At 73.4% G+C, this 26,743-nt stretch carries 25 protein-coding genes; 17 read left to right on the top strand and 8 right to left on the bottom strand.

The features are described from left to right. Positions 1–38: 38 nt before the first annotated feature. Both OP18_RS13400 and OP18_RS13405 read left to right on the top strand, forming a co-directional pair. Positions 39–1,346: a cytochrome P450 gene (locus OP18_RS13400; RefSeq protein WP_156089499.1), complete on the top strand. Its 1,308-nt coding sequence runs from the start codon at positions 39–41 to the stop codon at positions 1,344–1,346. Positions 1,347–1,357: 11 nt separating this feature from the next. Then, on the top strand, positions 1,358–2,146 hold the full coding sequence (locus tag OP18_RS13405; protein ID WP_156089500.1) for a hypothetical protein: 789 nt from the start codon (positions 1,358–1,360) through the stop codon (positions 2,144–2,146). Positions 2,147–2,161: 15 nt separating this feature from the next. Here OP18_RS13405 and OP18_RS13410 read toward each other — a convergent pair whose 3' ends face one another. From OP18_RS13410 to OP18_RS13425, 4 genes are all read right to left on the bottom strand, one after another. Beyond that, positions 2,162–2,701: an AAA family ATPase gene (locus OP18_RS13410; RefSeq protein WP_033359138.1), complete on the bottom strand. Its 540-nt coding sequence runs from the start codon at positions 2,699–2,701 to the stop codon at positions 2,162–2,164. A 150-nt stretch (positions 2,702–2,851) separates the two neighbouring features. Beyond that, complete coding sequence (locus OP18_RS13415) at positions 2,852–3,139, bottom strand: hypothetical protein (protein WP_156089501.1); 288 nt, start codon at positions 3,137–3,139, stop codon at positions 2,852–2,854. Further along, positions 3,136–4,365, bottom strand: coding sequence for an RNA polymerase sigma factor (locus OP18_RS13420; protein WP_033359263.1), 1,230 nt, complete (start codon positions 4,363–4,365; stop codon positions 3,136–3,138). The genes OP18_RS13415 and OP18_RS13420 overlap by 4 nt, the downstream gene beginning before the upstream one ends. 8 nt (positions 4,366–4,373) lie before the next feature. After that, positions 4,374–4,721 carry a YciI family protein gene (locus OP18_RS13425; RefSeq protein ID WP_033359140.1) on the bottom strand — a complete coding sequence of 116 codons (348 nt, stop codon included), beginning with the start codon at positions 4,719–4,721 and terminating at the stop codon, positions 4,374–4,376. 135 nt (positions 4,722–4,856) lie between these two features. Here OP18_RS13425 and OP18_RS13430 point away from each other — a divergent pair, with 135 nt between their 5' ends. From OP18_RS13430 to OP18_RS13455, 6 genes are all read left to right on the top strand, one after another. Next, positions 4,857–5,738, top strand: coding sequence for a S1C family serine protease (locus OP18_RS13430; RefSeq protein WP_081970707.1), 882 nt, complete (start codon positions 4,857–4,859; stop codon positions 5,736–5,738). 29 nt (positions 5,739–5,767) lie between these two features. Continuing rightward, the gene (locus OP18_RS13435) at positions 5,768–6,760 is read left to right on the top strand and encodes an AAA family ATPase (RefSeq protein ID WP_033359141.1); all 993 of its coding nucleotides are present in this window, start codon (positions 5,768–5,770) and stop codon (positions 6,758–6,760) included. A gap of 3 nt (positions 6,761–6,763) precedes the next feature. Next, positions 6,764–7,684, top strand: coding sequence for a DUF58 domain-containing protein (locus OP18_RS13440; protein ID WP_033359142.1), 921 nt, complete (start codon positions 6,764–6,766; stop codon positions 7,682–7,684). Between the two features lie 85 nt (positions 7,685–7,769). After that, positions 7,770–8,732: a VWA domain-containing protein gene (locus OP18_RS13445; RefSeq protein WP_033359143.1), complete on the top strand. Its 963-nt coding sequence runs from the start codon at positions 7,770–7,772 to the stop codon at positions 8,730–8,732. After that, complete coding sequence (locus OP18_RS13450) at positions 8,732–9,850, top strand: vWA domain-containing protein (protein WP_033359144.1); 1,119 nt, start codon at positions 8,732–8,734, stop codon at positions 9,848–9,850. The genes OP18_RS13445 and OP18_RS13450 overlap by 1 nt, the downstream gene beginning before the upstream one ends. A gap of 63 nt (positions 9,851–9,913) precedes the next feature. After that, complete coding sequence (locus OP18_RS13455; RefSeq protein ID WP_033359145.1) at positions 9,914–10,900, top strand: SMP-30/gluconolactonase/LRE family protein; 987 nt, start codon at positions 9,914–9,916, stop codon at positions 10,898–10,900. A 119-nt stretch (positions 10,901–11,019) separates the two neighbouring features. Here the strand turns inward: OP18_RS13455 and uxaC are convergent, their stop codons facing one another. After that, entirely contained in the window at positions 11,020–12,426 is a 1,407-nt protein-coding gene (gene uxaC / locus OP18_RS13460; protein WP_033359146.1) for a glucuronate isomerase, read from the bottom strand. A 156-nt stretch (positions 12,427–12,582) separates the two neighbouring features. On the opposite strand from uxaC, the gene OP18_RS13465 reads away from it, so the two are divergent. The 8 genes from OP18_RS13465 to OP18_RS13500 all read left to right on the top strand — a co-directional run bounded on the left by OP18_RS13465 (position 12,583) and on the right by OP18_RS13500 (position 22,239). Continuing rightward, complete coding sequence (locus OP18_RS13465) at positions 12,583–13,572, top strand: LacI family DNA-binding transcriptional regulator (protein WP_033359147.1); 990 nt, start codon at positions 12,583–12,585, stop codon at positions 13,570–13,572. A gap of 22 nt (positions 13,573–13,594) precedes the next feature. After that, positions 13,595–14,800 (top strand): extracellular solute-binding protein, encoded by a 1,206-nt coding sequence (locus OP18_RS13470; protein WP_033359148.1) that lies wholly within the window; start codon positions 13,595–13,597, stop codon positions 14,798–14,800. After that, the gene (locus OP18_RS13475) at positions 14,797–15,849 is read left to right on the top strand and encodes an ABC transporter ATP-binding protein (RefSeq protein WP_033359149.1); all 1,053 of its coding nucleotides are present in this window, start codon (positions 14,797–14,799) and stop codon (positions 15,847–15,849) included. Before OP18_RS13470 ends, OP18_RS13475 begins: the two co-directional genes overlap by 4 nt. Further along, positions 15,849–16,742 carry an ABC transporter permease gene (locus OP18_RS13480; protein ID WP_033359150.1) on the top strand — a complete coding sequence of 298 codons (894 nt, stop codon included), beginning with the start codon at positions 15,849–15,851 and terminating at the stop codon, positions 16,740–16,742. The genes OP18_RS13475 and OP18_RS13480 overlap by 1 nt, the downstream gene beginning before the upstream one ends. Then, positions 16,739–17,557 (top strand): ABC transporter permease, encoded by an 819-nt coding sequence (locus OP18_RS13485; protein ID WP_033359151.1) that lies wholly within the window; start codon positions 16,739–16,741, stop codon positions 17,555–17,557. Before OP18_RS13480 ends, OP18_RS13485 begins: the two co-directional genes overlap by 4 nt. Beyond that, positions 17,554–18,762, top strand: a complete 1,209-nt coding sequence (gene manD, locus OP18_RS13490; protein ID WP_033359152.1) for a D-mannonate dehydratase ManD — start codon at positions 17,554–17,556, stop codon at positions 18,760–18,762. Before OP18_RS13485 ends, manD begins: the two co-directional genes overlap by 4 nt. After that, a complete protein-coding gene (locus OP18_RS13495; protein WP_081970708.1) occupies positions 18,759–20,087 on the top strand; it encodes a mannitol dehydrogenase family protein in 1,329 nt (442 codons plus the stop codon). Before manD ends, OP18_RS13495 begins: the two co-directional genes overlap by 4 nt. A gap of 67 nt (positions 20,088–20,154) precedes the next feature. Continuing rightward, positions 20,155–22,239 (top strand): glycoside hydrolase family 2 protein, encoded by a 2,085-nt coding sequence (locus OP18_RS13500; RefSeq protein WP_081970709.1) that lies wholly within the window; start codon positions 20,155–20,157, stop codon positions 22,237–22,239. Positions 22,240–22,285: 46 nt separating this feature from the next. Here the strand turns inward: OP18_RS13500 and OP18_RS13505 are convergent, their stop codons facing one another. From OP18_RS13505 to OP18_RS13515, 3 genes are all read right to left on the bottom strand, one after another. Next, a complete protein-coding gene (locus OP18_RS13505; RefSeq protein WP_033359153.1) occupies positions 22,286–23,296 on the bottom strand; it encodes a hypothetical protein in 1,011 nt (336 codons plus the stop codon). Continuing rightward, positions 23,296–23,892 (bottom strand): RNA polymerase sigma factor, encoded by a 597-nt coding sequence (locus OP18_RS13510; RefSeq protein WP_245635365.1) that lies wholly within the window; start codon positions 23,890–23,892, stop codon positions 23,296–23,298. Before OP18_RS13510 ends, OP18_RS13505 begins: the two co-directional genes overlap by 1 nt. A 106-nt stretch (positions 23,893–23,998) precedes the next feature. Beyond that, positions 23,999–24,337, bottom strand: a complete 339-nt coding sequence (locus OP18_RS13515) for a hypothetical protein (RefSeq protein WP_033359154.1) — start codon at positions 24,335–24,337, stop codon at positions 23,999–24,001. A 123-nt stretch (positions 24,338–24,460) separates the two neighbouring features. Between OP18_RS13515 and OP18_RS61820 the strand changes: the two genes are divergently transcribed. Then, complete coding sequence (locus tag OP18_RS61820; RefSeq protein ID WP_052386662.1) at positions 24,461–26,740, top strand: Hsp70 family protein; 2,280 nt, start codon at positions 24,461–24,463, stop codon at positions 26,738–26,740. Positions 26,741–26,743 lie beyond the last annotated feature (3 nt).

The raw sequence follows: 26,743 nt of genomic DNA on the forward strand, positions 1-26,743 counted from the left end.
GCTGGATTTCGTGCCGGGGCTGCCGGAGAATCCGGGGGGTGACAGCAGCCCCGCCGCCGGTCGCCCCGGGTGTCCCGGTGCTGGGCAACGCGTTGCGGATGATGGGCGACGTCCAGCAGTTCCTGGTGGACACGTACCGGCGGATGGGGCCGGTGTACCGGGTCCGCGCGCTGAACCAGGCCTTCGTCATCATGGCCGGCGCCGAGGCCAACAGGTTCCTGCTCGACCGTGGCGAGGCGGCGTTCACCAGCGAGGAGAGCTTCGGCGGCCTCGACCGGGAGTTCGGCATGCGGGTCCACGTGCTGCGCGGCCGGCCCCACCGGCACCTGCGCAGGATCCTCGCCACCGGCCTGTCGCGCGACCTGCTCGCCGCCCGCTGGGACCGCGTCACCGCCGAGACCGGGCGGCTCCTCGACGGCTGGGCCGGCCGGTCCACGGTGCCCGTCGTCGACGCGTGCCAGCGGCTCGCCGCGGCGCAGCTGTCGATCGCGTACACCGGGGCCAGCTCGGCCGCCCGGTTCGAGACCCTGCGGTCGGCGTTCGAGCTGGTCCTCGACGTCACCATCGCCGGGAAGTGGCCCGCCGCGACGCTGCGGTGGCCCGCGTACCGCCGGGCCCGCGCCGAGATCCACCGGTTCGCCCGGGAGGCGCTGGCCGAGCGGGCCGCGGCCGGGCCCCGCGACGGCGTCCCCGACCTGCTCGACCAGGCGCTCGCCGCGACCGACGAGGACGGTGCGCCGTACCCGCTCGACGTGCGCGCGGGCATGGCGCTGCAGGGGTACTTCGCCGGCGTCAACACGGTCGCCTACCTGTACAGCTTCATGATCGACGTGCTCGTGCGGCACCCGGACGTGCTCGCGCGGGTGACCGACGAGGTGGACGCCGCCGGCCCGCTCACCTTCGACCGGCTCCGCGACCTGCCCGCCCTGCACGGACTGGTGATGGAGACGCTGCGGGTCTACCCGCCGGCGCCCGGATCCGCCCGTACCGCGGCGGAGACCTTCGACTTCGAGGGCTTCCGCATCGAGCGGGGTCAGCGGGTCCTCGTCGCCACCTGCGTCACCCATCAGCTGCCGGAGCACTTCCCCGACCCGCACCGGTTCGACCTCGACCGGGACTTCGCCGCCGGGCGCAGAGCGGGCGTCTACGCGCCGTTCTCCGTCGGCGGCCACACGTGCCTCGGCGCCGGGATGACGCAGGTCCTCGCGGTGGCGACGGTCGCGATGCTGGTACGCCGGCTGCGCCTCACCCCGACGGCCCGGCGCCCACTGCGGATCACGGCCACGCCCGGGCCGAACCCCGGCGGGCGGTTCAAGGTCTCCGTCTCGCCGAGGGCCCTGCGTTAGCATCGACGGCCATGAGGGCGCGGGGGTTCCTTGCGGTGGTCGTGCTGTCCCTGGCCGGGGTGCTGGCCGGCTGCGTGCCGCGGCAACCGCCGGAGCCGGACAGCCGCATCGCGGCGGCGGCCGCGATCAAGGAGCTGAAGGCCGCCCGCGCCAAGGTGCCCGGCGGCTACCGGGTCGACTTCTCCGCGACATGGTGGAATCCGGAGGACGGCAGCTGGGCATGGTCGGGCACCCTGCACGGCACGGGCGGGGACTGGCAGGCGTCGAGCGAGCTGCGGTTCGCCGGGGCGCCGTACGCGCACCTCGAGTCCGTGCAGGTCGGCGACGTGCGCTACCACCGGCAGACCGGCGAGGTCAACTTCGGGCAGTGGCGGCGCTACGACGGCAGCGCCCTCGCGAACTCGTTCGTGAAGCTGCGGTACGACCCCGTCAGCAAGACCGTGACCAGCCGGGCGGTGTACCGGATGCCCGAGGTCGACGCGCTGCGGTACCTGGACGTGGCGGTCGCCGCGAAGCTCCCGCGCGCCGACCTTCCCGGCGGCGGGCACCGGTACGAGCTGCACGGCATCGAGTGGGCACCCGCGGAGCCGCTGTGGCAGCAACTCAAGGACGCCGGCATCATCAGCCCGAACGTCACCGTCGATGTCGGCGGCGACGGGCTGCCGAGCCGGGTGACGCTCACGGCGAGCGGCAGCGGGACGATGTGGCAGGTCACGGTGACGATGACGGTCCACGACATCGGCGCGGCGGTCACCGTCAGTCCACCGCCGCCGGACCAGGTGGTGCCCGGCGAGCGGTGACCGGCGGGTCCGTGGTCAGGACCGTAGCCACCCGTCGATGAGGTCGACCCGGTCGGCGAGGGTGCCGGCCGGTACGTCCACCAGCTCGAACCCGTGCTCGCGGTACGCCTGCTCGTGGAACCGCTCGAACGCGACCGACTGCTCGAAGGTGATCCGGCGCACCGCGGTCGGCGTGACGAACCCGAGGAGCCGGACGAAGAAGACCCGCCGCTGGTACGTCCCCTCCGCCGTCACCCGGTCGACCTCGCCGGCCAGGACCGGGGTCACCGGCAGGCCGAGGTAGCGGGCCAGCGCCAGTGTGCAGATCGGTGAGCGGTCGAAGACCTGGACCGCGGTGGCCGGCGGCACGGGCCGCTGCTCGCGCTCCCGCTGCAGGAGCGTGATCGCGTCGATGAACCCGGGGACGCGCCACACCTCGTCGCGGCCCGGGGCCCGCAGGCGGAGGTTGACGTCGGTCGCGGCCTCCTCGACCACGGCGTACCCGCGGTCGCGCAGTGCGGCCAGGATCGTCGTCTTGCCGGCTCCTGGCGCGCCGGTGATGATGTGCCGCCGCACGGGCTGCTCCTTTCGGGGATGGTGGCGCGCATGCTGGGCATGGCGGTGGAGGGGATGACACACCTCGCTCGACGCGGCGGCGGCCCGGTTTCCGGGCGGCGGGGCGGAGCTCGAGATGGCGTCCTCGATTGTACGACTGGCGAGAGACCTTCAGGGGCGCCCGGTGACGAACGCCCGGGCCTCCAGGATCAGGTCGAGGCTGCCGGCGGCGGGCACCCGGATCCACTCGCGCATCGGCCGGCCCGGCCGTGGTGCGCACGGCTCGCCCACGCCGGCCGCGACGAGCTGCCCGACCCGCGCCGCCGGCAGCTTCACGATCATCGCGTCGCCCGAGGTGAACGCGTAGCACCGGCCCGCCGCCCGCAGCGCGGGGGAGCGCAGCATCCGGCCCACCTCGTCGCCCGGGTGCAGCGCGAGCACCGCGTCGAAGACCATCACCGCAGGTCCCGCAGCTCGGCGAGGCGGGCGAGGCGGTGCCGGCGTTCGGCGTCCGTGGCCGGGCCCGCCAGGGACGCGGTGAGCGCCCGCACCGCCTCGGCGGGGCGGCCGGCGCGGGCCAGCAGCTCGGCGTGGACCGCGTGCCGGCGCGGGGAAGCGGGCAGCTCGGCGAGCAGGGCCAGGCCGGCCGCCGCGCCGTGCGCCTCGGCGGCCGCGACCACCCTGGCCAGGCCCGCGGCGGGGCTCGGGGCGACGGACATCAGCAGGTCGTACAGGCGCAGGATCTCCGGCCAGTCGGTGGCGGCGTACGAGGCGGCGCGGGCGTGCTCGGCGGCGATCGCGGCCTGCAGCTGGTACGCGTCGGCGCGCCGGGACGAGGCGAGCAGCGACGCGTTGAGCAGGGTGATGCCGCGGGCGATGAGCGTGGCGTCCCACCGGGAGCGGTCCTGGCGGTCGAGGGTGACCACGGCACCGGAGGCGTCCAGGCGGGCCGGGCGGCGGGCCTCGGTGAGCAGCAGCAGCGCCAGGACGGCGGCCGGGGCCGGCTGGTCGGGCAGCAGGGTGTGCAGCAGCGTGGCCAGCCGGACCGCCTCGGCGCACGCGTCGACGTCGAACGCGTCCGGGCCGTCGGCGGGCGCGTGCCCGGCGGTGTAGAGGCTGTGGATGACGCCGCAGACGGCGGGCAGCCGGTCGGGCAGCTCGTGGGCCGGCGGCACCCGGTACGGGATGTGCGCCGCGGCGATCTTCTGCCGGGCCCGGGTGAGCCGCTTCTCGGTGGCGGCCTCGGTGGTGAGCAGCACCGCGGCGATCTGGGCGGGGGACAGCCCGCACAGGGTGCGCAGCGCGAGGGCGACCTGGGTCGGCGGGGACAGCGCCGGGTGGCAGCAGGTGAAGACCAGCCGCAGCAGGTCGTCGTGGACGTCCGCGTCGGACGGCAGGTCGGTGCGGGTGAGCTCGAGCATCCTGGTGCTCTCCTCCTCCTTGCCGGGGCGGGCCTGCTCGCGGCGCAGGATGTCGATGGCCTTGCGGCGGGCGGTGACGGTGAGCCACGCGCGCGGCTGCGGCGGCACCCCGCTGACCGGCCACGTGGACAGCGCCGCGAGGACCGCCTCCTGCACGGCGTCCTGCGCGGTCTGCACGTCGCCGACGGTCCGGATGAGGGTCGCGAGGATCCGCGCGCCCTCGACCCGGACCGTGTCGGCGACGGTGTCGTGTGCGGTGGACAACGCCCGGGTCACCTGGCCGCGATGACCGGGCGGACCTCGACGGCGCCGCCCCACGCCGCCGGGATCCGCGCGGCGGTCGCGACCGCCTCGTCCAGGTCGGCGGCCTCGATCAGGTAGTAGCCGGTCAGGGCCTCCTTGGTCTCCGCGTACGGGCCGTCGGTCGTGACGATCTTCCCGCCGCGGGCGCCCTCGACGCGGACCACGGTGGCGGTGGCGGTGGGGTGCAGCACGGCGCTGGCCCGCAGGCGGTCGGCGTGCTCCTGGGCGAACTCGCGGTACTCGGCGAGCTCCGCGGCGTGCTCGGGGTCCCGCCAGTCGACGTCGGCGGTGTAGGTGAGGGCGAGATACTGCGGCATCGGACGGCTCCTTCCGGGGACCAGGATGATCCTCCAACCTGGGAACGATCGGCGGCGGCCGGAAAAGGACATCGCCGGGGCCGCGTTGGCAGAAAGTTCGAAGGTGATTCTCAGGAATCGCCGTTACGTTGAGGTATGCGCCCGAGCGGGAGGCCCCCGGAGGCACCACGCGACCTGCAGGTCGAATTCGAGCCCCAGGGCGACGTGCTCGCCCAGGGCGAGCCGAGCCGCCCGCCGCGGCGGTGGCCGGCGCACGGACCGTCGCGGCGCAACCTGCTGCTCGGCGTCGCCGTCGTGCTGGCCCTGATCCTCACCGCGTTCGTCGCCTTCCGCGCCGGATCCAGCGGCTCCCGGCCGGCGTCCGCGCGCCCGTCGGCGTCACCGTCGCCGTCGGCGTCCGCGCCGACGATCGCGCAGATCTACGCGGCGGTCGCGCCGTCGGTCGTGACGATCCAGGCCGTCGACGGCGACAAGGTCACCGCGACCGGCACCGGCGTCGTCGCCAGCGCCCAGGGGATCATCCTGACCGCCTTCCACGTGGTGCGCGGCGCCGCCGCCGTCCGGGTCGTGTTCGCCGACGGCACCCAGGCCGGCGCGAAGGTCGCCCAGTCCGACCCAGCGCTCGACATCGCCGCGCTCGCCCCGGAGGGCCTGCCCGACGTGCTCGTCCCGGCCGTCATCGGCAACTCCGGCCGGCTCGCCGTCGGCAACACCGTGATCGCCATCGGTAACCAGCTCGGGCTGACCAGCAGCGCGACCGCCGGGGTCGTGTCGGGGCTGGACCGCACCGCGACGAACCCCGACGGCACCAAGCTCACCGGCCTCATCCAGTTCGACGCCGCGGTCAACCCGGGCAGCTCCGGCGGGCCGCTCGTCAACGCCAAGGGCGAGACGATCGCGATCGTCGTGGCCCTGGCCAACCCGACCGCCGCCGGCACGTTCGTCGGCGTCGGCTTCGCCGTGCCGATCGGTGCCGCCCTCGGCGCCGGCGGCGGCGACCAGGCACCGCAGCAGTAAGCACCCGCTCGCAGACGTAAGGACGATACGTGGACACACCATCCGAAAGTGGCATCACCGGCGCCGTCGAGCAGGTCCTGTACGAGGTGAAGAAGACCATCGTCGGGCAGGACGCGCTGCTGGAGCGGCTCATGGTCGCGCTGCTGTCCCGCGGGCACATCCTCGTCGAGGGCGTCCCGGGCCTGGCCAAGACCCTGGCGGTGAAGGCCCTCGCGGCGGCGATCGGCGGGCAGTTCCACCGCGTGCAGTTCACCCCGGACCTGGTGCCGGCCGACATCGTCGGCACCCGGGTGTACCACCAGAGCAGCGGCGAGTTCCAGGTGTCGCTCGGCCCGGTCTTCACCAACCTGCTGCTCGCCGACGAGATCAACCGCGCCCCGGCGAAGGTGCAGAGCGCGCTGCTGGAGGTGATGCAGGAGCAGCAGGTGACGATCGGCCGGGAGACGCACCACATCCCGCGGCCGTTCCTGGTCATGGCGACCCAGAACCCGATCGAGTCCGAGGGCACGTATCCGCTGCCCGAGGCGCAGGTCGACCGGTTCATGATGAAGGTGGTCGTCGGGTATCCGAGCCCGACGGAGGAGTACGTGATCGTCGAGCGGGCCATCACCCCGGCGCCGCTGCTGCAGGCGATCGTCGACCCGGAGCGGCTCATCCGGATGCAGGCCGAGGTCGAGCAGGTCTACGTCGACCCGGCGCTCATCGAGTACTCGGTCCGGCTGGCCAACGCCACCCGCCGCCCGGAGGAGGTCGGGCAGGGTGACCTGGCGCGGTACGTCAGCTTCGGCGCCAGCCCCCGCGCGTCGATCAACCTGGTGCTCGCCGCGCGGGCCCTGGCGTTCATCCGCGGCCGCGACTACGTGATCCCGCGCGACCTCACCGAGCTGGCCCTCGACGTGTTCCGGCACCGCCTGGTGCTGTCCTACGAGGCGCTGTCCGACGACGTCACCGCCGACACGATCCTCACCCGGGTCATGGCGGCGCTGCCGGTGCCGGCGCCGGTGCGCAGCGGAAGCCGCTGACCCGTGGCGAGCGCACCCGACCGGCTGCTGCGCCGCCTGGAGTGGCAGGTGATCCGCCGCCTCGACGGGCAGCTGCAGGGCGCCTACCGCACCGTGTTCCGCGGTTCCGGCATCGACTTCGCCGACCTGCGCGAGTACACGCCTGAGGACGACGTGCGGCACATCGACTGGAACGTGACGGCGCGCCTCGACGAGCCGTACGTGCGGCAGTACACCGAGGACCGCGAGCTCACCGCATGGCTGGTGCTGGACCTGTCGGCGTCGATGCGCTTCGGCGGCGCCGGGCAGGCCGGCCGGGGCAAGGACGGCCTGCTCACCGAGCTGGCCGTGTGCCTGGCCCGGCTCTTCACGCAGGGCGGCAACCGGATCGGCGCGGTGCTGTACGACAACGGCCTGCAGCGGGTCGTGCCGCCCCGCACCGGCCGCACCCACGTGCTGCGCATCGCCCACGAGATCGACAAGGCGACGCGGGCCGCGGCAGCCCTGCGCGGCAAGCCGGGCGGCGCCGCCACCGACGTGGACGCGATGCTGCGGCTGGCCGCCGCCCAGGCCCGCCGGCGCGGCCTGATCTTCGTCATCTCCGACTTCCTCAGCGGCGACACGGTGAACTGGCAGGACGCGCTGTCCCGGCTCACCCACCGGCACGAGGTCGTCGCGGTCCGGGTCGTCGACCCGATGGAGCTGGACCTGCCGGACCTGGGCCTGGTCCTCGTCGAGGACGCCGAGACCGGCGAGCAGGTGCTGGTGGACACCAGCGACCCGCTGTTCCAGCAGCGGCTGCGGGAGGAGGTCGACGGCCGGGAGGCCGCCGTCGCCGCGGCGATGCGCCGCTCCAGGGTGACCGCGCACCGCGTCACCACCGACCAGGACCCGCTGCTCGCCCTGGTGGAGATGGTCCGCTGGTCGAAACGGCGGCGGGCATGAGCGGCCCGCAGCGGAGCGAGGAGCCGCGATGTATGGGCTCAGGGTGGAGCTCAGGCCGGCGCCGGAGCGCAGCGGAGGTGACGGCATGAGTGTTCAACATCCGTATCTGCTCGTTGTCGGTGCGCTCATCGCAACAGCGGTGGCCGTGGGGTACTGGTGGCTGCAGCGGCAACGCGCGCAGGCCCTCGCGACCGCGGGGCTGGCGACCACGAACCGGGACCGGCTGCGGCGGCACCTGCCGCCGGTGCTGTTCCTGGCCGCGCTCACCCTGCTGCTGCTGTCCGTGGCCCGCCCGCAGGCCGACCTCCCCGTCGCCAGGGCCGCCGGCACCGTCATCCTCGCCTTCGACGTGTCCAACAGCATGGCCGCCAAGGACGTCGCGCCGTCCAGGCTCGCCGCCGCCCAGGCCGCCGCCGTCGAGTTCGCCGAGGCCCAGCCCGACAGCGTCAGCATCGGCGTGGTCGCCTTCGACGAGGGCGCGCTCACCACCCAGCAGCCGTCCGACGACCGGGCCGCGACCGTCGCCGCGATCAAACGGCTCCAGATCAACGGCGGCACCTCCATCGGCCAGGCCATCCTCGCCGCGCTCACCGTCATCGCCGGCAAACCGGCCGCGCTGCCGCAGGACGGCCAGCCCGCCGCCGACCTCGGGTACTGGGGCAACGCCACGATCGTGCTGCTGTCCGACGGCGAGGACACCGGCGGGCCCGACGCCGTCGCCGCCGCCCAGCTCGCCGCGACCGCCGGCGTGCACATCGAGACCGTCGGCGTCGGCACCGTCGACGGCGCCACCGTCGAGGTCGACGGCTTCCAGGTCGCCACGTCACTGGACGAGGAGCTGCTGACCGAGGTCGCGACGACCACCACCGGCTCGTACCACCGCGCCGAGAACGCCGAGGCGCTGCACGACGTGTACGACTCGCTCGACCTGCGGCTCACCACCAAGGTGAAGCCGGTCGAGCTGACGGGCGCCGCCGCGTTGACCGCCGTGCTGCTGCTCACCATCGGGGGAGTACTGATGACCACCTGGTTCGGACGGATCCTCTGATGTCGCTGCACTGGCCGTGGGCCCTCGTCGCGCTGCTGGCGTTCCCGTTGCTGCTCGCCGTGCGCTGGTGGACGCGCCGCCGGCGCCGCCGCGCGGCCGTCCAGCTGCCCAGCGTCGCCCTCATCCGGGCGGCGCTGCCCGGGCGCACCTCGTGGAAACGGCGGATACCGCTGTGGCTGTTCGCGGCCGGTCTGCTCGTCACCGGCACCGCCGCGGCCCGCCCGGAGGCGTCGGTCGTCGTGCCCGACAGCGCCGCCACGATCATCCTGGCGATGGACGTGTCCGGCTCGATGTGCTCCACCGACGTGGCACCGAACCGGCTGACCGCCGCCCAGAAGGCGGCCCGCGAGTTCATCAAGGACCACGACGGCAACCAGAAGATCGGCCTGGTCGCGTTCTCCGGCATCGCCGGGCTGATCGTGCCGCCGACGACCGACAGCAGGCAGCTGCTGGAGGCGATCGACGGGCTGCGCACGTCCCGCGGCACCGCGATCGGCCTGGCCATCCTCGCCTCCATCGACGCGATCGCCGAGATCAACCCCGACGTCGCGCCGACCGGGGTCGAGGTCCCCGACGACGGCACCGCCACCGGCGAGTACGAGCCTGACACGATCGTGGTGCTCACCGACGGGCGCAACACCGACGGCGTCGACCCGATGACGGCCGCGGCCGCCGCGGAGGCCCGGCGCCTGCGGGTGTACACGATCGGCTTCGGCACCGAAACCCCGTCGCCGATGGTCTGCTCCAGCGACCAGATCAGCGGCGGCAGCCAGTTCCGCGGCGGCCCGGGCGGGCCGTTCGGCGGGCCGGGCGGCGGCCAGTTCGGCGGTCGTGGCCGGTTCCAGGACATGGACGAGGGCACCCTGACGAAGGTCGCCGAGACCACCGGCGGCAAGTACTTCAAGGCCGAGGACGCCGAGTCCCTCGGTGACGTGCTGCGCGACCTGCCCAGCCAGGTGACCCTGCAGCGCCGCAAGACGGAGCTGACGTCCTGGTTCGCGCTGGTCGGCGCGGCGCTGGTGCTGGTGGCGGTCGGCCTGTCGCAGTGGTGGAACCGGACCCGCCTCCCGGCGGTCGCCCGGCCGCCCGCGCCACGCCAGGGCGGGACGGTCCCGTAGCGGCGGTCGCGGCGGTACGCTGTCGCCTCGCGTACCCGCCGGACGCCGTAGGGAAGTGTGGGCATGGCCCGTCGCCGTATCTCGCCGCGCCGCTGGCGCCCGCCGGTCGCGGCGCCCGACGCCGGCCCGACCGCGCCGTTCGTCGTCGAGCGGCGGCTGGCGACCGGCGGGCGCGGCCCTGAGGACGTCAGGTTCGACGCGCACGGTTACGTCGTCACCGGCACCGCCGACGGCCGCGTCGTGCGCCTCGGCCCCGGCGGCGGGCGCGTCGTGGCCGCCGAGACGGGCGGCCGGCCGCTGGGCGTCCTGCCCTGCCCCGACGGCGGCGTCCTGGTCTGCGACCACGACCGGGGGCTGCTGCGGGTGGCGCCGGACGGCACCGTCGAGGTGCTCGTGGACACCGTCGACGGCGAGCCGCTGACGTTCGCCAGCAACGTCGTGCAGGGCCCCGACGGCACCATCTGGTTCACCACGTCGACGCGCCGCTGGGACCTGCAGCACCACCTCGGCGACATGTTCGAGCACACCTGCACCGGCCGGCTGGTCCGCCGCGACCCCGACGGCACCGTCACCACCCTGCTGTCGGACCTGAAGTTCGCCAACGGCCTGGTCCTCGCCCCCGACGGCACGCACCTGCTGTTCGCCGAGACCGCCGGGTACCGCATCCGCCGGTACTGGCTCACCGGTCCGCGCGCCGGCAGCACCGAACCACTGGTGGAGAACCTCGCCGGCTTCCCCGACAACATGAGCCTGGGCAGCGACGGCCTGCTGTGGGTGGCGATCGCCGCACCCCGCAACGCCCTGCTCGACCGCCTGCTGCCGCTGCCGGGCGTGCTGCGCCTGCTGGTGTGGAACCTGCCGGCGGCGCTGCGCCCGAAGGCCGCCCCGGTCGCCTGGGTGATGGCGTTCGACCTCGACGGCCGCCGCGTGCACGACCTGCGCACCAGCGACGGCTCCTACGGCTTCGTCACCTCGGTCACCGAACGCGACGGCACCGTCATCGCCGGCAGCCTCACCGAACCGGACGTCGCGGTGCTGTCCCGCCCGTAACCCCGCCGCCCCCGCCGGCGTCGGTCAGCAGCTCGTCGAGGGCGCGGTGCCCGTCTGGGTCGTCGGGGTCGTCGGCGCAGGTGGTGAGGGTCTTCCACAGCGACCCAGCCGGAGCCATCTCAGGCGGCGGGGCGGGCGTAGACCTGTTTCGGGATCGTGTAAGCGAGGTCGACCGCGGTCTCGACCGCCTCGTCGAGGTCCAGGTGGTGGCGGGCGACGAGGTCGGCGAGGTGGCCGGCGTCGATGCGCCGGGCGAGGTCGTGCCGGGCCGGGATGGAGGCGAACGCGCGGGTGTCGTCGACGAAGCCGGCGGTGTTGTAGAAGCCGGCCGTCTCGGTGACCGCGGACCGGAACCGGCGCAGGCCCTCGGGGCTGTCCAGGAACCACCAGGGCGCGCCGAGGCGCACCGCGGGGTAGACCCCGGCCAGGGGCGCCAGCTCGCGGCTGTAGACGGTCTCGTCGACGGTGAAGAGGATGAGCCGCAGCGCCGGGTGGCGGCCGAACGCCTGCAGCAGCGGGCGCAGCGACCGGGTGAACTCGGCGGCGACCGGGATGTCGAAGCCGCGGTCGGGGCCGTAGCGCCGGTGCGCCTCGTCGTGGTGGTCGCGCAGCACGCCGGGGTGCAGCTGCATGACGAGCCCGTCCTCGCAGGACATCGCCGCCATCTGGTAGAGCATGTGCCCGGCGAACGCGGCGGCCTCCGCCGCCGTGACCCGGCCGGCGAGCGCGGCGGCGTAGATGCGGCGGGCGTCGGCGTCGCCGAGCGGGGTGGTGTCGGCGGACTCGTGGCCGTGGTCGGTGGCGAGGGCACCCGCCGCGATGAACGCCCGCCGCCTGGCCCGCAGCGCCTCGAGGTAGCCGTCGTAGTCGTCGGTGGGGGTGTCGGCGCGTTTGGCGAGCGCGGCCACGTCGGCGGTCCAGGACGGGCGGTCGAGGTGGACGAGCGCGTCGGGGCGGAACGTGGGGATGACCCGCTCGCCCCAGCCGTCGGCGGCGAGGCGGGCGTGCGCGCCGAGGTCGTCCAGGGGCGAGTCGGTGGTGGCGAGGACCTCGATGCCGAAGCGCTCGAACAGCGCCCGCGGCCGGAACTCCGGCCGGGCGAGGCGGGCGGACAGCTCGTCGTAGAGCCGGTCGGCGGTCTGCGCCGACGGGACGGTGTCGACGCCGAAGACCTCGACCAGCTCGTGGGTCAGCCAGTACCGCGACGGGGTGCCCCGGAACAGCCGCCAGTTGGCGCAGAAGGTGCGCCAGACCGCCCGCGAGGCCGCGGCGCCCGCGCCGACGCCGAGCGCCTCGAGCGGCACGCCCGCCGAGTGCACCAGCCGGGTCACGTAGTGGTCCGGGGTGATCAGCAGGGCGGCCGGGTCGCCGAACGGCGGGTCGTCGGCCAGCAGCGCGGCGTCGACGTGGCCGTGCATGCAGACCAGCGGCAGGTCGCGGGTCGCGGCGTACACGGTGCGGGCGAGCTGCCGGGTGACGGGGTCCGGCGGGAAGGTCCGGTCGGGGTCGAGGTGGAGCTGCGGCACCGTGAAGGCTCCTCTGCGGTCGATCCCACAAACGTTCTCATCACTGTGTGCCGATGATTCCCGCTCGTCAAGAGCACCTTCGAAGAATCTCTTGACATCATCGTGCAAACGATTTCAGACTGGCTCGCACCACCCCGACCCCAGGGAGCGTGCTCGATGCCGGTGACGATCAAGGACGTCGCACGTGCGGCGGGCGTGTCACCGTCGACGGTGAGCCGCGCCCTGACCACGCCCGCCCTCGTCCAGGCCGAGACCAGGCTCAGGGTCGAGCGGGCAGCCGCCGAGCTGGGCTATCAGCCCAACCGGGCGGCCCGCGGCCTGATCACGGGCCGCACCGGCAACATCGGCCTGATCGTGCCCGACCTCACCAACCCGTTCTTCCCCGGCGTCGTCAAGGGCGTGCAGAGCCGCGCCCGCGAGTCGGACTTCTCCGTCTTCCTCGCCGACACCGACGAGGACCCGACGGCGGAGGCCGGTCTCGTGCGGGCGCTCAGCAAGCAGGTCGACGGGATCGTGCTCTGCTCACCCCGCATGACCGAGGAGGATCTGCGCGCCGTCGCCGGCGAGACCCCGATCGTCATGCTCAACCGCCGGGTCGGCCAGATCCCGGCGATCACCATCGACAACGTCGACGGCATCCGGCAGGCCGTCGCGCACCTCGCCGCCCTCGGCCACCGGCGCGTCGCGTACGTCGCCGGGCCCCGGCTGTCGTGGTCCAACCGCGAGCGCGCCCGGGCGCTGCGGTCGGTGACCGCCGGCAGCGGGATCGACCTGGTCGAGATCGGCAACTTCGCTCCCCAGTTCGCCGGCGGGGTCGCCGCCGCCGACCAGGTGCTCGCCGCCGGCGTCACCGCGGTCGTCGCCTACAACGACCTCGTCGCGCTCGGCCTGCTCAACTGGTTCGCCACCCGCGGTGTCAAGGTGCCCGAGGCCATCAGCGTCATGGGTTTCGACGACATCGTGCTGTCCCAGATGGTCAGCCCCTCGCTGACCACCGTCGCCCAACCGCAGGAGACGATCGGCCGGGCCGGCGTCGACATGTTGCTGCAGCTCCTCGAAGACCCCGACCGCGCGGCCGTCGCGCGGCGCGAGCTCCCCTCACAGCTCATGGTCCGCCACTCCACGGGCCACCCACCCACCACCTGAGCGTGTCAAGAAGGGAACCGCCATGTCCCTCTCCCGTAGACATTTCGCCTCACTGCTCGTGCTCACCCTCGCCGCCGGCTGCGGCGCGCCGACCAAGTCGAACCCGGCCGCCACCGCCAACAGCGGCGTGCCGCTGGGGCCCGCCTCGGCGGTGACGCTGAACATCCTCGACGTCGCCGGCAACCTGCAGCTCACCCAGGGCATGATCGACGACTTCGTGGCCGCGCACGCCGACACGATCAGCAAGGTCACCTACTCCAAGGCGACCGCGCCGGAGCTGGCGCCGAAGGTCAAGGCCCAGCAGAACGCCGGCCGGGTCGACATCGACCTGGTCCTCACCGGCGTCGACGGCCTCGCCGCCGGTGTCGAGCAGGGGCTCTGGCAGCAGTTGCTGCCGGCGTACGCCTCGCGCCTGCCCGGCATGAACAGCTACCTGCCCGGCGCCGCCGCCATGCAGAAGCTCGCCGGGGACTTCGGCGTCACCGTCACCTACTACCCGTCCGGGCCGCTCATCGAGTACCTGCCGGCCAAGGTGCCGAACCCGCCGAAGAGCGCCGACGAGCTGCTCGCCTACGCCAAGGCCAACCCCGGCGCGGTGCAGTACGCCCGGCCGGCGAACTCCGGCCCGGGCCGCACGTTCCTCATGGGGCTGCCGTACCTGCTCGGCGACAAGGACCCGAAGGACCCGATCAACGGCTGGGAGAAGACCTGGGCGTACCTGACCGAGCTGAACAAGTACGTGGAGCTGTACCCGTCCTCCACCAGCGAGACGATGAAGTCCCTCGCCAACGGCTCGGCGAAGATCATCGCCACGACGACCGGCTGGGACATCAACCCGCGCGTCCTCGGCCAGGTGCCGAAGGAGGCGAAGATCGGCTCCCTCAACGGCTTCCACTGGGTCACCGACGCCCACTACGCCGTCGTGCCCAAGGGCGTCTCGGTCGACAAGCAGGCCGCGATCCTGCTGCTCCTGCAGCACATGCTCACCCCGCAGCAGCAGGCCAAGGCCTACGACAAGGGCTACTTCTACCCGGGCCCGGCGGTCAAGGACGTGCCGCTGTCGATGGCGCCCGCCGACAGCCAGAAGGCCATCACCGACTACGGCCGGCCCGAGTACGAGCAGCTCATCGCCGGTAACCCGCTGGAGGTGCCACTGGACGCGAAGGCCCTCGTCGCCGCGTTCGACAAGTGGGACCGCGAGATCGGTGGCGCGAAGGTGAAGAAGTGACCTTCAAGCAGCTGCGGCTGGAGGGCGTCACCCGCCGCTTCGGCGGCCACGACGCCCTCGTCGACCTCGACCTGACGATCGAGCGGGGCGAGTTCATCGCCCTGCTCGGCCCGTCCGGCTGCGGCAAGTCGACCGCGCTCAACTGCCTCGCCGGGCTGCTGCCGCTCACCGCCGGCCGCATCTGGCAGGACGACACCCGCCTGGACACGCTGCTGCCGGAGAAGCGCGGCTTCGGCATGGTGTTCCAGAACTACGCGTTGTTCCCGCACCTGACGGTGGCGAAGAACGTCGCCTTCGGCCTGCAGATGCGCCGGCTGCCCAGTGCCGAGATCCGCCGCCGCACCGACGAGGCGATCGCCCTGGTGCACCTGGAGGAGCAGGCCCGCAAGCTGCCCGGCCAGCTGTCCGGCGGCCAGCAGCAGCGGGTCGCGATCGCCCGCGCCGTGGTGCTGGAGCCGTCGCTGGTGCTCATGGACGAGCCACTGTCCAATCTGGACGCGAAGCTGCGGCTGGAGATGCGCACCGAGATCCGCCGGCTGCACCAGGCGCTCGGCCTCACCACCGTGTACGTGACCCACGACCAGGAGGAGGCGCTGTCCATGGCCGACCGCCTCGTCGTGCTGCGCAACGGCCGGGTCCAGCAGGTCGGCACCCCGGAGCAGCTGCACACGCAGCCGGCGAACCGGCACGTCGCCGACTTCATGGGCTTCCGCAACCTGCTGCCGATGACGGTCACCGCGCGGACCGGCGACGAGGTGCGGGTGGAGGGCGGCGGGCTGGCGTTGACCGGCACCGCGGTCGGCGCCGTGCGCGACGGTGACGCCGTGGTCGCCGGGGTCCGGCCGGAGTCGCTGCGCCTCGCCGAGGACGGCTTCCCCGCCACCGTCGAGGTCGTGGAGTACCAGGGCCGCGAGGTCGCCGTCGAGGTCGTCACCGACGCCGGGCAGCGGCTGCACCTGCGCACCGCCGACCGGCCCGCCCCCGGCGACCAGGTCCGCCTCGGCGTGGACCCGGCCGCGCTGCTGGTGTTCCCCCAGGGGGACGCCTGATGGCCGCCGTCACGCACGGCCGGGTCGCGCTGCGGCACCGGCTCGCCGAGCGCGGCATCGACCGGCAGCTGCTGCTGCTCGGCCCGGCGCTGCTGTTCGTCGCCACCCTGTTCGTCTACCCGTTCTTCTACGGCATCGGGCTGTCGTTCCAACCCGAGCAGGGCGGCCCGTTCGCCGCCTACCGGTCGTTCTTCAGCGACGCGTACGAGCGCGGCACGCTCACCACCACGCTCGGCCTGTCGCTGCCGGTGGCGCTGCTCAACGTCGGTGCCTCCGTGCCGATCGCCTACCGGATGCGGGGCCGGTTCCGCGGCAAGCGGCTGCTCACCACCCTCCTGGTCGTGCCGATCACGCTCGGCACCGTGCTCACCGCGCAGGGGCTGCTGAACTTCCTCGGCCCCACCGGCTGGTTCAACCGCACCCTCATGGCCGCCGGCCTGGTCGACGAGCCGCTGCGGCTCACCCACAACTACTGGGGCGTGTTCTTCTCCCTCGTCATCACCGGGTTCCCGTTCGCGTTCCTGCTGGTGCTGTCGTACCTGTCGGGGATCGACCCGACCCTGGAGAAGGCCGCGGCGACCCTCGGCGCCGGCTGGGCGCAACGCTTCCGGCGCATCACCCTGCCGCTGCTCGCACCCGGCCTGGCGACCACGTTCTGCCTGACGTTCGTGCTCGCGTTCAGCGTGTTCCCCTCCGCCGTCCTCGTCGGCGACCCGGCGGGGGAGACCAGGGTCATCTCCATCGCCGCCTGGCACGCCGGCTACGAGCAGTACGACTACCCGAAGGCGTCGGCGATCGCGGTCGTCATGGGCCTCGTCGAGCTCGCCGTCATCGCCGCGGTCCTCGGCTGGCGGTCGCTGCTGTACACCGGATCCACCGGAGGCAAAGGATGAAGACAGGCGCCCTCGTGGTGTGGGGTGTGGTGGCGTTCTTCTTCGTCAACCTCCTCGGTGTCGTCGGCTCCGTCGTGGTCAGCTCGTTCGGCACCACCTGGTTCGACACGTGGCTGCCGCAGGGCGCCACCGGCCAGTGGTACGGCGAGGCGTGGCGCGACTTCGGGCTGCTGCCGGTGCTCGTCACCACCCTGGAGGTGTCCGCGCTCGTCGTCGGCATCTCCGTGCTCATCGGCGTGCCCGCCTCCTACGTGCTGGCCCGCCGCGCGTTCCCCGGCCGGCGCGCCCTGTACCTGCTGTTCCTGCTGCCGATCCTGATGCCGCCGATCACCTACGGCATCCCGCTGGCGACCGTGCTGTACAAGTACGGGTTCGCCGGGCACCTGACCGGGGTGGTCCTGGCGAACCTGGTGCCGTCGGTGCCGTTCGTCATCCTCACCATGACCCCGTTCATCGAGCAGATCGACCCGGCGATCGAACGCGCCGCCCGCATGTGCGGCGCCGGCACCCGCCAGGTCTTCGTGCGCATCCTCGCGCCGCTGCTGGTGCCCGGCATGCTCGCCGCGTCGATCCTGGTGCTGGTGCGCACCGTCGGCATGTTCGAGCTGACGTTCCTGACCGCCGGGCCCGACTCGCAGACCCTCGTCGTCGCGCTGTACAACTCGATGTCCGCCGCCGGAATCCGCGCGCAGCAGTCGGTGGACGCCATGGCCGTCATCTACACCGGCACCATGCTGGTGCTGCTCGTGGTGGCGCTGCGCCTGGTCAACCCGACCCAGCTCGTCGCCCGGGTCAAGGAGGAGGACCCCGCATGAGGATCGCCGAGGCCCGGGTGATCGTCACCTGCCCGGACCGCAACTTCGTCACCCTGAAGATCGTCACCGACGAGGGGGTCACCGGCGTCGGCGACGCCACCCTCAACGGCCGCGAGCTGGCCGTCGCCAGCTACCTCACCGACCACGTCGTGCCGCAGCTCATCGGCCGCGACCCGACCCGCATCGAGGACACCTGGCAGTACCTGTACAAGGGCGCCTACTGGCGGCGCGGCCCGGTCACGATGAGCGCCATCGCGGCCGTGGACACCGCGCTGTGGGACATCCTCGGCAAGCTCGCCGGCCTGCCCGTGTACAAGCTCATCGGCGGCCGCTCCCGCGAGGGCGTCACCGTGTACGGCCACGCCAACGGCACCACCGTGGACGAGGCGGTCGCCGAGGTCGCCCGGTACGTGGACCTCGGCTACCGCGCGGTGCGGGTGCAGACCGGCGTGCCCGGCCTGGCCAGCACCTACGGCGTCTCCGGCGACAAGATGTACTACGAGCCCGCCGAGGCCGCCCTGCCCACCGAGAACGTCTGGTCCACCGAACGCTACCTGCACCACGTGCCGTCGGTGTTCGCCCGCGTCCGCGACGAGTTCGGGCCCACTCTGAAGCTGCTGCACGACGTGCACCACCGGCTCACCCCGATCGAGGCCGCCCGGCTCGGCAAGGCCCTCGAACCGTACGCGCTCACCTGGATCGAGGACCCCGTCCCGGCCGAGCTGCAGGAGGGCTTCCGCCTCATCCGCCAGCACACCACCACCCCCATCGCCGTCGGCGAGGTGTTCAACACCGTCTGGGACTGCGAGCAGCTCATCCGCGAGCAGCTCATCGACTACATCCGGGCCACCGTCGTGCACGCCGGCGGCATCACCCACCTGCGGCGCATCTTCGACCTCGCCGCCCTGCACCACGTGCGGTCCGGCTCGCACGGCGCGACCGACCTGTCCCCGGTGTGCATGGCCGCCGCGCTGCACGTCGACGTGGCCATCCCCAACTTCGGGCTGCAGGAGTACATGCGGCACACCGAGGCCACCGACGCGGTCTTCCCGCACGGGTACCACTTCGACGGCGGTTACCTGCACCCGTCCGAGACACCGGGGCTCGGCGTCGACATCGACGAGGAGCTCGCCGCGCAGTACCCGTACCGGCCGGCGTCGCTGCCGGTGAACCGCCTCGAGGACGGGACGATGCACAGTTGGTGACCCGACTCTCCCGCGCGGTGCTGCCCACCCTCCGTGGCGTGCGCATCCCCGCCTACGATCCCGCGGGCATCACCGTCGGCATCGTGCACCTCGGGGTCGGCGCGTTCCACCGGGCGCACCAGGCGGTGTATACCGACGCCGTGCTCGCCGCGGACCCGACCTGGGGCATCAGCGGCTACACGCAGCGCTCCGCCGCCGTGCGGGACCGGCTCGCCCCGCAGGACGGGTTGTACACGGTGCTGGAACGCGGCGCCGGCGCAGGGCCGCCGCACGTCGTCGGCGCGCTGCGCGAGATCCGCGGGCCGGAGGAGGACGGCGGTCCGGCGGCGCGGATCGCCGACCCGCGCGTGCGGCTGGTCACGCTCACCGTCACCGAGAAGGGCTACCGGCCCGACGCGCCCACCGTCGGCCGGCTCGTCGCCGGCCTGGACGCGCGCCGCCGCGCGGACGCCGGGCCGGTCAGCGTCCTGTCGTGCGACAACCTCCCCGCCAACGGCGCCACCCTGCGCGGCCTTGTCGCGGACCGCTGCGCCGCCCTGCCCGACGGCGAGCGGCTGCTCGACTGGATCACCACGTCGGTGGCGTTCCCGTCGTGCGTCGTGGACCGGATCGTGCCGGCGACCACGCCCGCGGACCTGGCCGCGGCGGCCTCCGCGCTCGGGGTCGCCGACGAGGGCGCCGTCGTCGCCGAGCCTTTCACCCAGTGGGTGATCGAGGACGCGTTCGCCGCCGGCCGGCCCGACTGGGCCGCGACGTTCACCGCGGACGTCGCGCCGTACGAGGCCGCGAAGCTGCGGCTGCTCAACGCGACACACTCGCTGCTGGCCTACACCGGGGCCCTAGCCGGGCACGACACGATCGCGGCCGCGATGACCGACCCCGCGCTCGCCGAGACGGCGTACCGGTTCATGACCGAGGACGCCGTGCCGACCCTCACCCTGCCGCCCGGCTTCGACCTCGGCGGCTACCAGGACACGATCCTGCGCCGCTTCGCCGACCCGGCGCTCGGTCACCGCACCGCGCAGGTCGCCGCCGACGGCTCGCTGAAACTGCCGATCCGCCTGCTCGGCACCGCCCGCGACCGGCTCGCCGCCGGCGCCACTCCACAGTGGACGGCCCTCGCCGTCGCCGCGTGGATGGTGTACGTCGCCACCCGCCAACCCCTCGACGATCCCATCGCCGGCACGCTCGCCGCCGCCACCGCCGGTTACAGCACCCCCGCGTCACTCGTCGACCCGCTGCTGGAGCTGCTGCCCCCGGTACCCTACCCCGCCTGGCGCGACATGCTCCTCGCACACACCGCACGCCTGCTGCACGACAGATGAACACGGCACCTCACCGCCGCCCAAGCCGGGCGGCGCGTACCGCCATACGTCCCGAAAGGGAGTGACAATGCCCAGAACACTCGCCTGGCTCGTCGCGGCCGTCATGGTCGTGGCGGCCAACGTGGTCGCGGCGCCCGGCGCGTCCGCAGCCACGTACACCCCACCCGCGCTACGGCAGCGGGTCGACCTCAACAGCGGCTGGCGCTTCACGAAGGGTGACGTCGCCGGCGCCGAGGCCCCCGCGTTCAACGACGGCGGCTGGCAGCAGCTGTCCGTCCCGCACACCTGGAACGCCGCCGACGGCGCCGACGGCGGCAACAACTACTACCGCGGCGTCGGCTGGTACCGCCGCCACTACACGGTCCCGGCGTCCTTCGCCGGCAAGATGCTGTTCCTGCAGTTCGCCGGCGTCAACCAGGTCGCCGAGGTGTGGGTCAACGGCACCTACCTCGGCCGGCACGCCGGCGGCTACTCCCGCTTCCGTTTCGGCGCCACGTCGGCGCTCAAGGTCGGGCAGGACAACGTCATCGCGGTCAAGGTGACCAACGCCAACAACGCCGACATCCCGCCGCTGTCGGCCGACTACACGTTCTACGGCGGCATCTACCGCAACGTCAGCCTGCAGGTCGTCGACCCGCTCGCGGTGCGGATGCTGGACTCCGCCGGGCCCGGCGTCTACCTGCGGCAGCGGTCCGTCACCGCCGCCTCGGCGACCGTCGACGTGACCACGAAACTGTTCAACAACAACACCTCCAGCCGCTCCGTCGTGGTGCGGACGGTCATCACCGACGCCACCGGCACCGTCGTCGCCGACGCGTCGCTGCCCGCCCGCACGGTGGCCGCGAACGCCGGCGTCGACGTCGTGCAGAGCGTCACCATCGCCAACCCGCACCGCTGGGACGGGCTCGCCGACCCGTACCTGTACAAGGCGAACGTCGAGATCAGCTCCGGCGGCCAGGTCACCGACGTGGTCACCGAACCCCTCGGCCTGCGCACCTTCGGCGTGGACGCCAACAGCGGCTTCACCCTCAACGGGCGCCCGTACGACCTGCACGGCGTCAACCTGCACCAGGACCGCGCCGGGGTCGGCTGGGCCGTCGACGACACCCAGCACACCCAGGACTTCGACCTGATCCGGGAGATCGGGGCGAGCACCGTACGGATGGCGCACTACCAGCACGACCAGAAGGACTACAACCTCGCCGACGAGCGCGGCCTGGTCGTCTGGGCGGAGATCCCGCTGGTGAACGACACGACCGACTCCGCGGCGTTCACCGCCAACGCCCGCCAGCAGCTCACCGAGCTGATCCGGCAGAACTACAACCACCCGTCGATCGTGTTCTGGGGCATCGGCAACGAGCAGCGCGTCGACAACGCCGCCACCAACGCGCTGCTGGACCAGCTCGCCGGCCTCGTCGACACCGAGGACCCGGACCGCGTCTCCGTCTACGCCAGCTGCTGCGTCAGCGACACCGGCGCGGTCAACAACCACGCCGAGGCCAGCGGCTACAACAAGTACTTCGGCTGGTACAACGGCTCGTACAACGACCTCGGCGGCAATCTCGACAACCTGCACGCGGCGAACCCGTCGCGGCGCATCGCCCTGTCCGAGTACGGCGCCGGCGCCAACACCACCCAGCACGCCCTGAACCCGGGCGCGCCCAGTCCCGGCGGCCAGTACCACCCGGAGGAGTACCAGGCGCTGCTGCACGAGGCGTCCTGGAAACAGCTCGACGCCCGGCCGTACGTCTGGGGCACCTACGTGTGGAACATGTTCGACTTCGCCGCCGACGCCCGCAACGAGGGCAGCCAGCCGGGCATCAACGACAAGGGCCTGGTCACCCGGGACCGGCTGACCCGCAAGGACGCCTTCTACTTCTACAAGGCGTCCTGGGCGACCACCCCGACGCTGTACATCACCAGCCGGCGGTGGACCCAGCGCACGACGGCGGCGACCGAGCTGAAGGTGTACTCCAACGCCGGCACCGTCACCGCCACCCTTAACGGCGCCTCGCTCGGCGCCCGGACGAGCACCGACCACATCTTCAAGTGGACCGGCGTGACGCTGCGCCCGGGCGCCAACACGGTGCAGGTGACGGCGACGATCAACGGCAGCCAGGTCACCGACACGGTGACCTGGACGCTGAGCTGACCGGCCGCGGTGCCGCGCCCGGTGACGGGCGCGGCACCGCGGGCCGCTACTGCGTGTCGCCGGGCTTGTCGACGATGATCAGCTTCGCGTAGATGGCCTGCCGGTAGACGTCGCCACGGTGGCTGACCAGGTCACCGTCGTCGCCGTGCGTCACGTGGTCCTTGATCGCGACGAGCCGTTCACCGATGAACTGGTAGGTCTCCTTGTCGAACAGCAGCTCCTGCGACAGGTAGCCCTCGAGGATCCGGCCGAGCCCGACCGCCGGCCGGCCGTCGATGTTCACCGCGTCCGGGTTGAGCGTCATCCCCGGCGACTGCGCCAGGTGCCGGAAGATCGCCGCCTGCACGTTCGGCGGCACCACGTACTGGCCGACGAACGCGTCCAGGTCGACGCCGAGCGAGCCGGGCCCCCGCACCGCGTCCGGAACCTTCTCCGGGCTGGTCATCGCCGTGATCGTCGACCACTCGACGCGGGTCCAGTATTCGCCCTGCCCCACCTTGTGCACCACGAGCTTGCCGTTCTCGTAGCTCGCCCGGGTCTTGCCGTCGACGCTCCACCACTCCTGGACCTTGCGGTTCTCGCTGCGGTCCGGCCGGATCGCCTCGTTCGGGTGCTCCCGCTCGTAGGCCGGCTTGTTGCGCAGTTGCAGCGTCTCGATGTACATGAACTGCTCGGGCCGCGGGTCCTTCCACGGGCGGCGCTCGGCCGTCCAGGCGGCGTTCTCCAGATACTCCGCGGCGCTGGCCGGGCGCAGGTACGGCAGCACGCCCTTCCCCGGCGCGCTCGGCAGGGACTCCGCCTTCGGTGCCGGCGGCCGGTCCTCGCCGCGGGTCGCCACGACGGCGACTCCGGCGACCACGGCGGCGGCCGCCGCGACGGCGATCCCAGCGGTGAGGGCGAACTGGCGCCGGCGGTAGATCGGCCTGCTGGTCACGCGCTGCTCCTTCGATGACATCCGCTGGTGCAGGGCCGCCCGGGCCCGCTGCTCCGCCGCCTCGCTGGGCAGCTCGCCGGCGCCGAACGCCGTGCGCAACACGTCGATCTCGTCCACGTCCATCACTCGCTCACCTCGATCTCGGCGCCGAGCGCCTGCCGCATCTCCTGCCGCGCCCGGTGCAACCGGGACCTCGCCGTGCCGGCGGGAATGTCCAGCGCCGCCGCGGCCTCCTGCTGGTTGAGCCCCGCCCACGCCACGAGCAGCAGCACCGCCCGGACGGGCTCGGGCAGCCGCCGCAACGCCTCGGCGAGCCGGCCGCGCACGGCCATCGCGTCCAGGCGCACCGCCACGTCCTCGGCGTGGTCGTCCCCGCCCTCGCCCTCCGCGCCGAACGCCCTGGCCAGGGCCTTGTACCGGCGGGTCTCGGCCCGCGCGTGGCGGGCGATGAGGTTCGACGCGATGCCGTACAGCCACGGCCGCACCTCGGCGCGGGCGCTGTCGTAGCTGCCGCGCCGGTCGAACGCGATGAGGAACGTCTCCGACGCGACGTCCTCGGCCAGGTCGGGGCCGAGGCGGCGGGCCGCGTACGCGTAGATCTGCCGGTAGTGCCGGTCGAACACGGCGGTGAACCGCTCGGGTGTCCGCTTCGCCTGCTCGACGAGGTCGGCGTCGGCGTCGGGTCCCCGGGCGGTGCCGGGCTGTGTCACCACGACCACGTCCGCCCTCCTCCAGTCGTCCACAGTTGCATCACACCTGTTGTTCGCCGGAGGCGCACAATGTGTTCGCGACGGTGGCCGTCGGTGCGTGGCGGGGGCTCGCCGGTCAGTCCGTCGTCAGCAACGCGACAACGCCGAGCCCGAGCGCGGCGAGCCCGATCGCGACCAGCGCCAGCACCAGTACCGCCCGCCGCCTGGTCCACCATGCGACGGTGAGCACGACCATCGGGGCGATGAGCCCGTAGCTGACCGTCGTCCAGTGCACGATGCGCAGCGCCCGCGACTGCTCCGGCGTCGGGTCCTGGTCGGACTCCGGCCCGAGCTGCACACCCGCGTGCAGCGACAGGATCGGACTGGCGAGCCACAGCAGCATGAGGGCGAGCAGCAGCAGCGACAGCGGGGCCCGCCGCCACGTGAACGGCACCTGGTCGGGACGGTCGATCATGGGCGCCAAGGTAACCGCCGCCGGCAACGACCCCGTGCGACCGGCCGCCGCTGCCCGGTCGGGCCGGCAACACCGGCCGTGTCGCCCATGCCGGCGCCGGGCGGGAGTTCCTACCGTGGAGCGGTGGACGAGGGACGGCTCCGGCTGGGCATCGACGTCGGCACGTCCAGCACGGTCGCCGCGCTGATGGAGCCGTCGGGTCGGGTGCGGGTGCTGCTGTTCGACGCGTCGCCGCTGCTGCCGTCGGCCGTGCACGCCGGGGCGGGCGGCACGCTGCTCGTCGGCCAGGACGCGGAGCGGGCCGCGGCCGGCGACCCCGCGGGCCTGGAGCCCAACCCGAAGCGCCGCGTCGACGACGGCACCGTCTGGCTGGGCGAGCGGGAGGTCGCCGTGCCGGACCTGCTCGCCGCGCTGCTCGGCCGGGTCGCGGCGGAGGCGCACCGGGTCGCCGGCCGCGCGCCCGACGACGTCGTCCTCACCCACCCCGCGACGTGGGCGTCGGTGCGGCTGGGCGTCCTGGCCGAGGCGGCCCGCCGGGCCGGGCTGGGCACCGTCCGGTTCGTGCCGGAGCCCGTGGCGGCCGCGGCGCACTTCGCGGCGACGGTCCCGCAGCGGATACCGCCCGGCCGGTGTCTCGTCGTGTACGACCTGGGCGCCGGCACCTTCGACGTCACCGTCCTGCGGCCGCACGCCGCCGGTTTCGAGACCCTGGCCACGGCCGGCCTCGACGACGTCGGCGGGCTGGACCTCGACGCCGCCGTCATCGCCCACGCGCGCGGCCTGACCGCCGGCAGCGGCGACGTGTGGCGCCGGCTCGACTGGCCGCAGACCCCGGCCGACCAGCGGTCCCGGCAGCTGCTGTGGCGCAACGCGAAGGCCGCGAAGGAGCACCTGTCCCGGCACGCCGCCGCCGACCTGCACGTGCCCCTCGCCGACGCCCAGGTCCGGCTCACCCGGGAGGAGCTGGACAAGCTCGCCCGGCCGCACCTGGACCGCACCGCGGCGCTGACCCTGTCCGCGCTGCAGGACGCGGCGGTCCCGCCGGAGCAGATCGGCGGGGTGTACCTGGTCGGCGGCTCGTCCCGCATGCCGCTGGCCGCGACGCTGCTGCACCGTACGCTGCACATCGCGCCGACGGTCCTCGACCATCCCGAGCTCGTCGTCGCCGAGGGCGCTTTGCACGCCACCGCCGCGAGCGCGCCCGGCCAGGCAGGCGACCCGCACCCGCCGGCACCGGCGACGTCCACCGCGTCGATGATGCCGCCAGCGCCCACGCCGCCGCCCACGCCCACGATGCCGCAGGTGCCGTCACCGTCCACGATGCCCCAGGTGCCGGCGGTGCCACGTCAGGCGCCTCCGGCCGGTCCACCGGTCACGGTCCCGCCGGCGGTGCCGGTCAGCGCACCGGCCCCGGCGGCGGCGGTCACCCCGCCGGGTTCAGGGCGGCCCGCCGCGCCGCCGCCCGGTCCTCCGGTCGCGCCGCCCGCCGCGCCGTTCGCCGGTCCGCCGACAGCGCCGTTCCCGGGTCCGCGGGCGCCGTTCGCCGGCCCGCCCACCGCGCCCGCGTCTGCCGCGCCGGTGTCCGGTGTCCCGGTCAGCCCGCCGGTGCCGCCACCGGCCAGCCGGCCGGCGTCGCCCACCGGCCAGTTTCCGCTGCCCGGCGACGCTGGTGGGCGGCGGACCGGCGCCACCGCGCGCGTCGTGCTCGCCGCGGGCGCCGTGCTCGCCGTCGTGCTCGTGATCGCGCTGCGGCCCTGGAACCTGTGGTCGGACGGCGACGGCGGCGGCGACCCCGGCAGCGCGGGGCTCGGCGGCGCCGGCACCCGGTCGGCGACCGGCACCCCCTCACCGGGGCAGGCCACCGACGGGCCGCTGCACACCGACGACTTCAACGGCGGCAGCCTGGCGTCCAGCTGGGACGTGGTGACGGGCGACTGGAAGGTGACCGGCGGCGAGCTCGTCGGCAGCTACGGCTCCACGAGCGGCTGGCAGACCGTCATGCTCGCCAAGGACCTGCCCGACGACGTCACCGTCAGCTGCCGGGTCCTGATGACCGGCAAGGGCGTCGCGGAGCTGATGCTGCACGCGTCCGGGCGGCGGTACGTGCGGGTGTACCTCTACGCCATCGACGGCAAGGTCGCCCTCGGCGACGGCAAGCTCGACAGCAAGGGCGCCGCCGACGGTGGCGGGTCGGTCAAGACCAAGAGCCTCTCGGTCAAGCCCGACACCTGGTACGACCTCGAGGTCACCGTCGAGGACGGGCGGTACACGGTCGACGTCGACGGCGACACGATGGTCTCCTACACCGACTCGACGGACAAGCTGAGCGCGTCGGGACGGCTCGGGTTCACCGCGAACAGCGCCGCGATCCACGTCGACGACCTGACGGTCGTCCGGGCGTAGCGC

Source organism: Dactylosporangium aurantiacum (assembly GCF_000716715.1).
GTDB classification, from domain to species: domain Bacteria; phylum Actinomycetota; class Actinomycetes; order Mycobacteriales; family Micromonosporaceae; genus Dactylosporangium; species Dactylosporangium aurantiacum.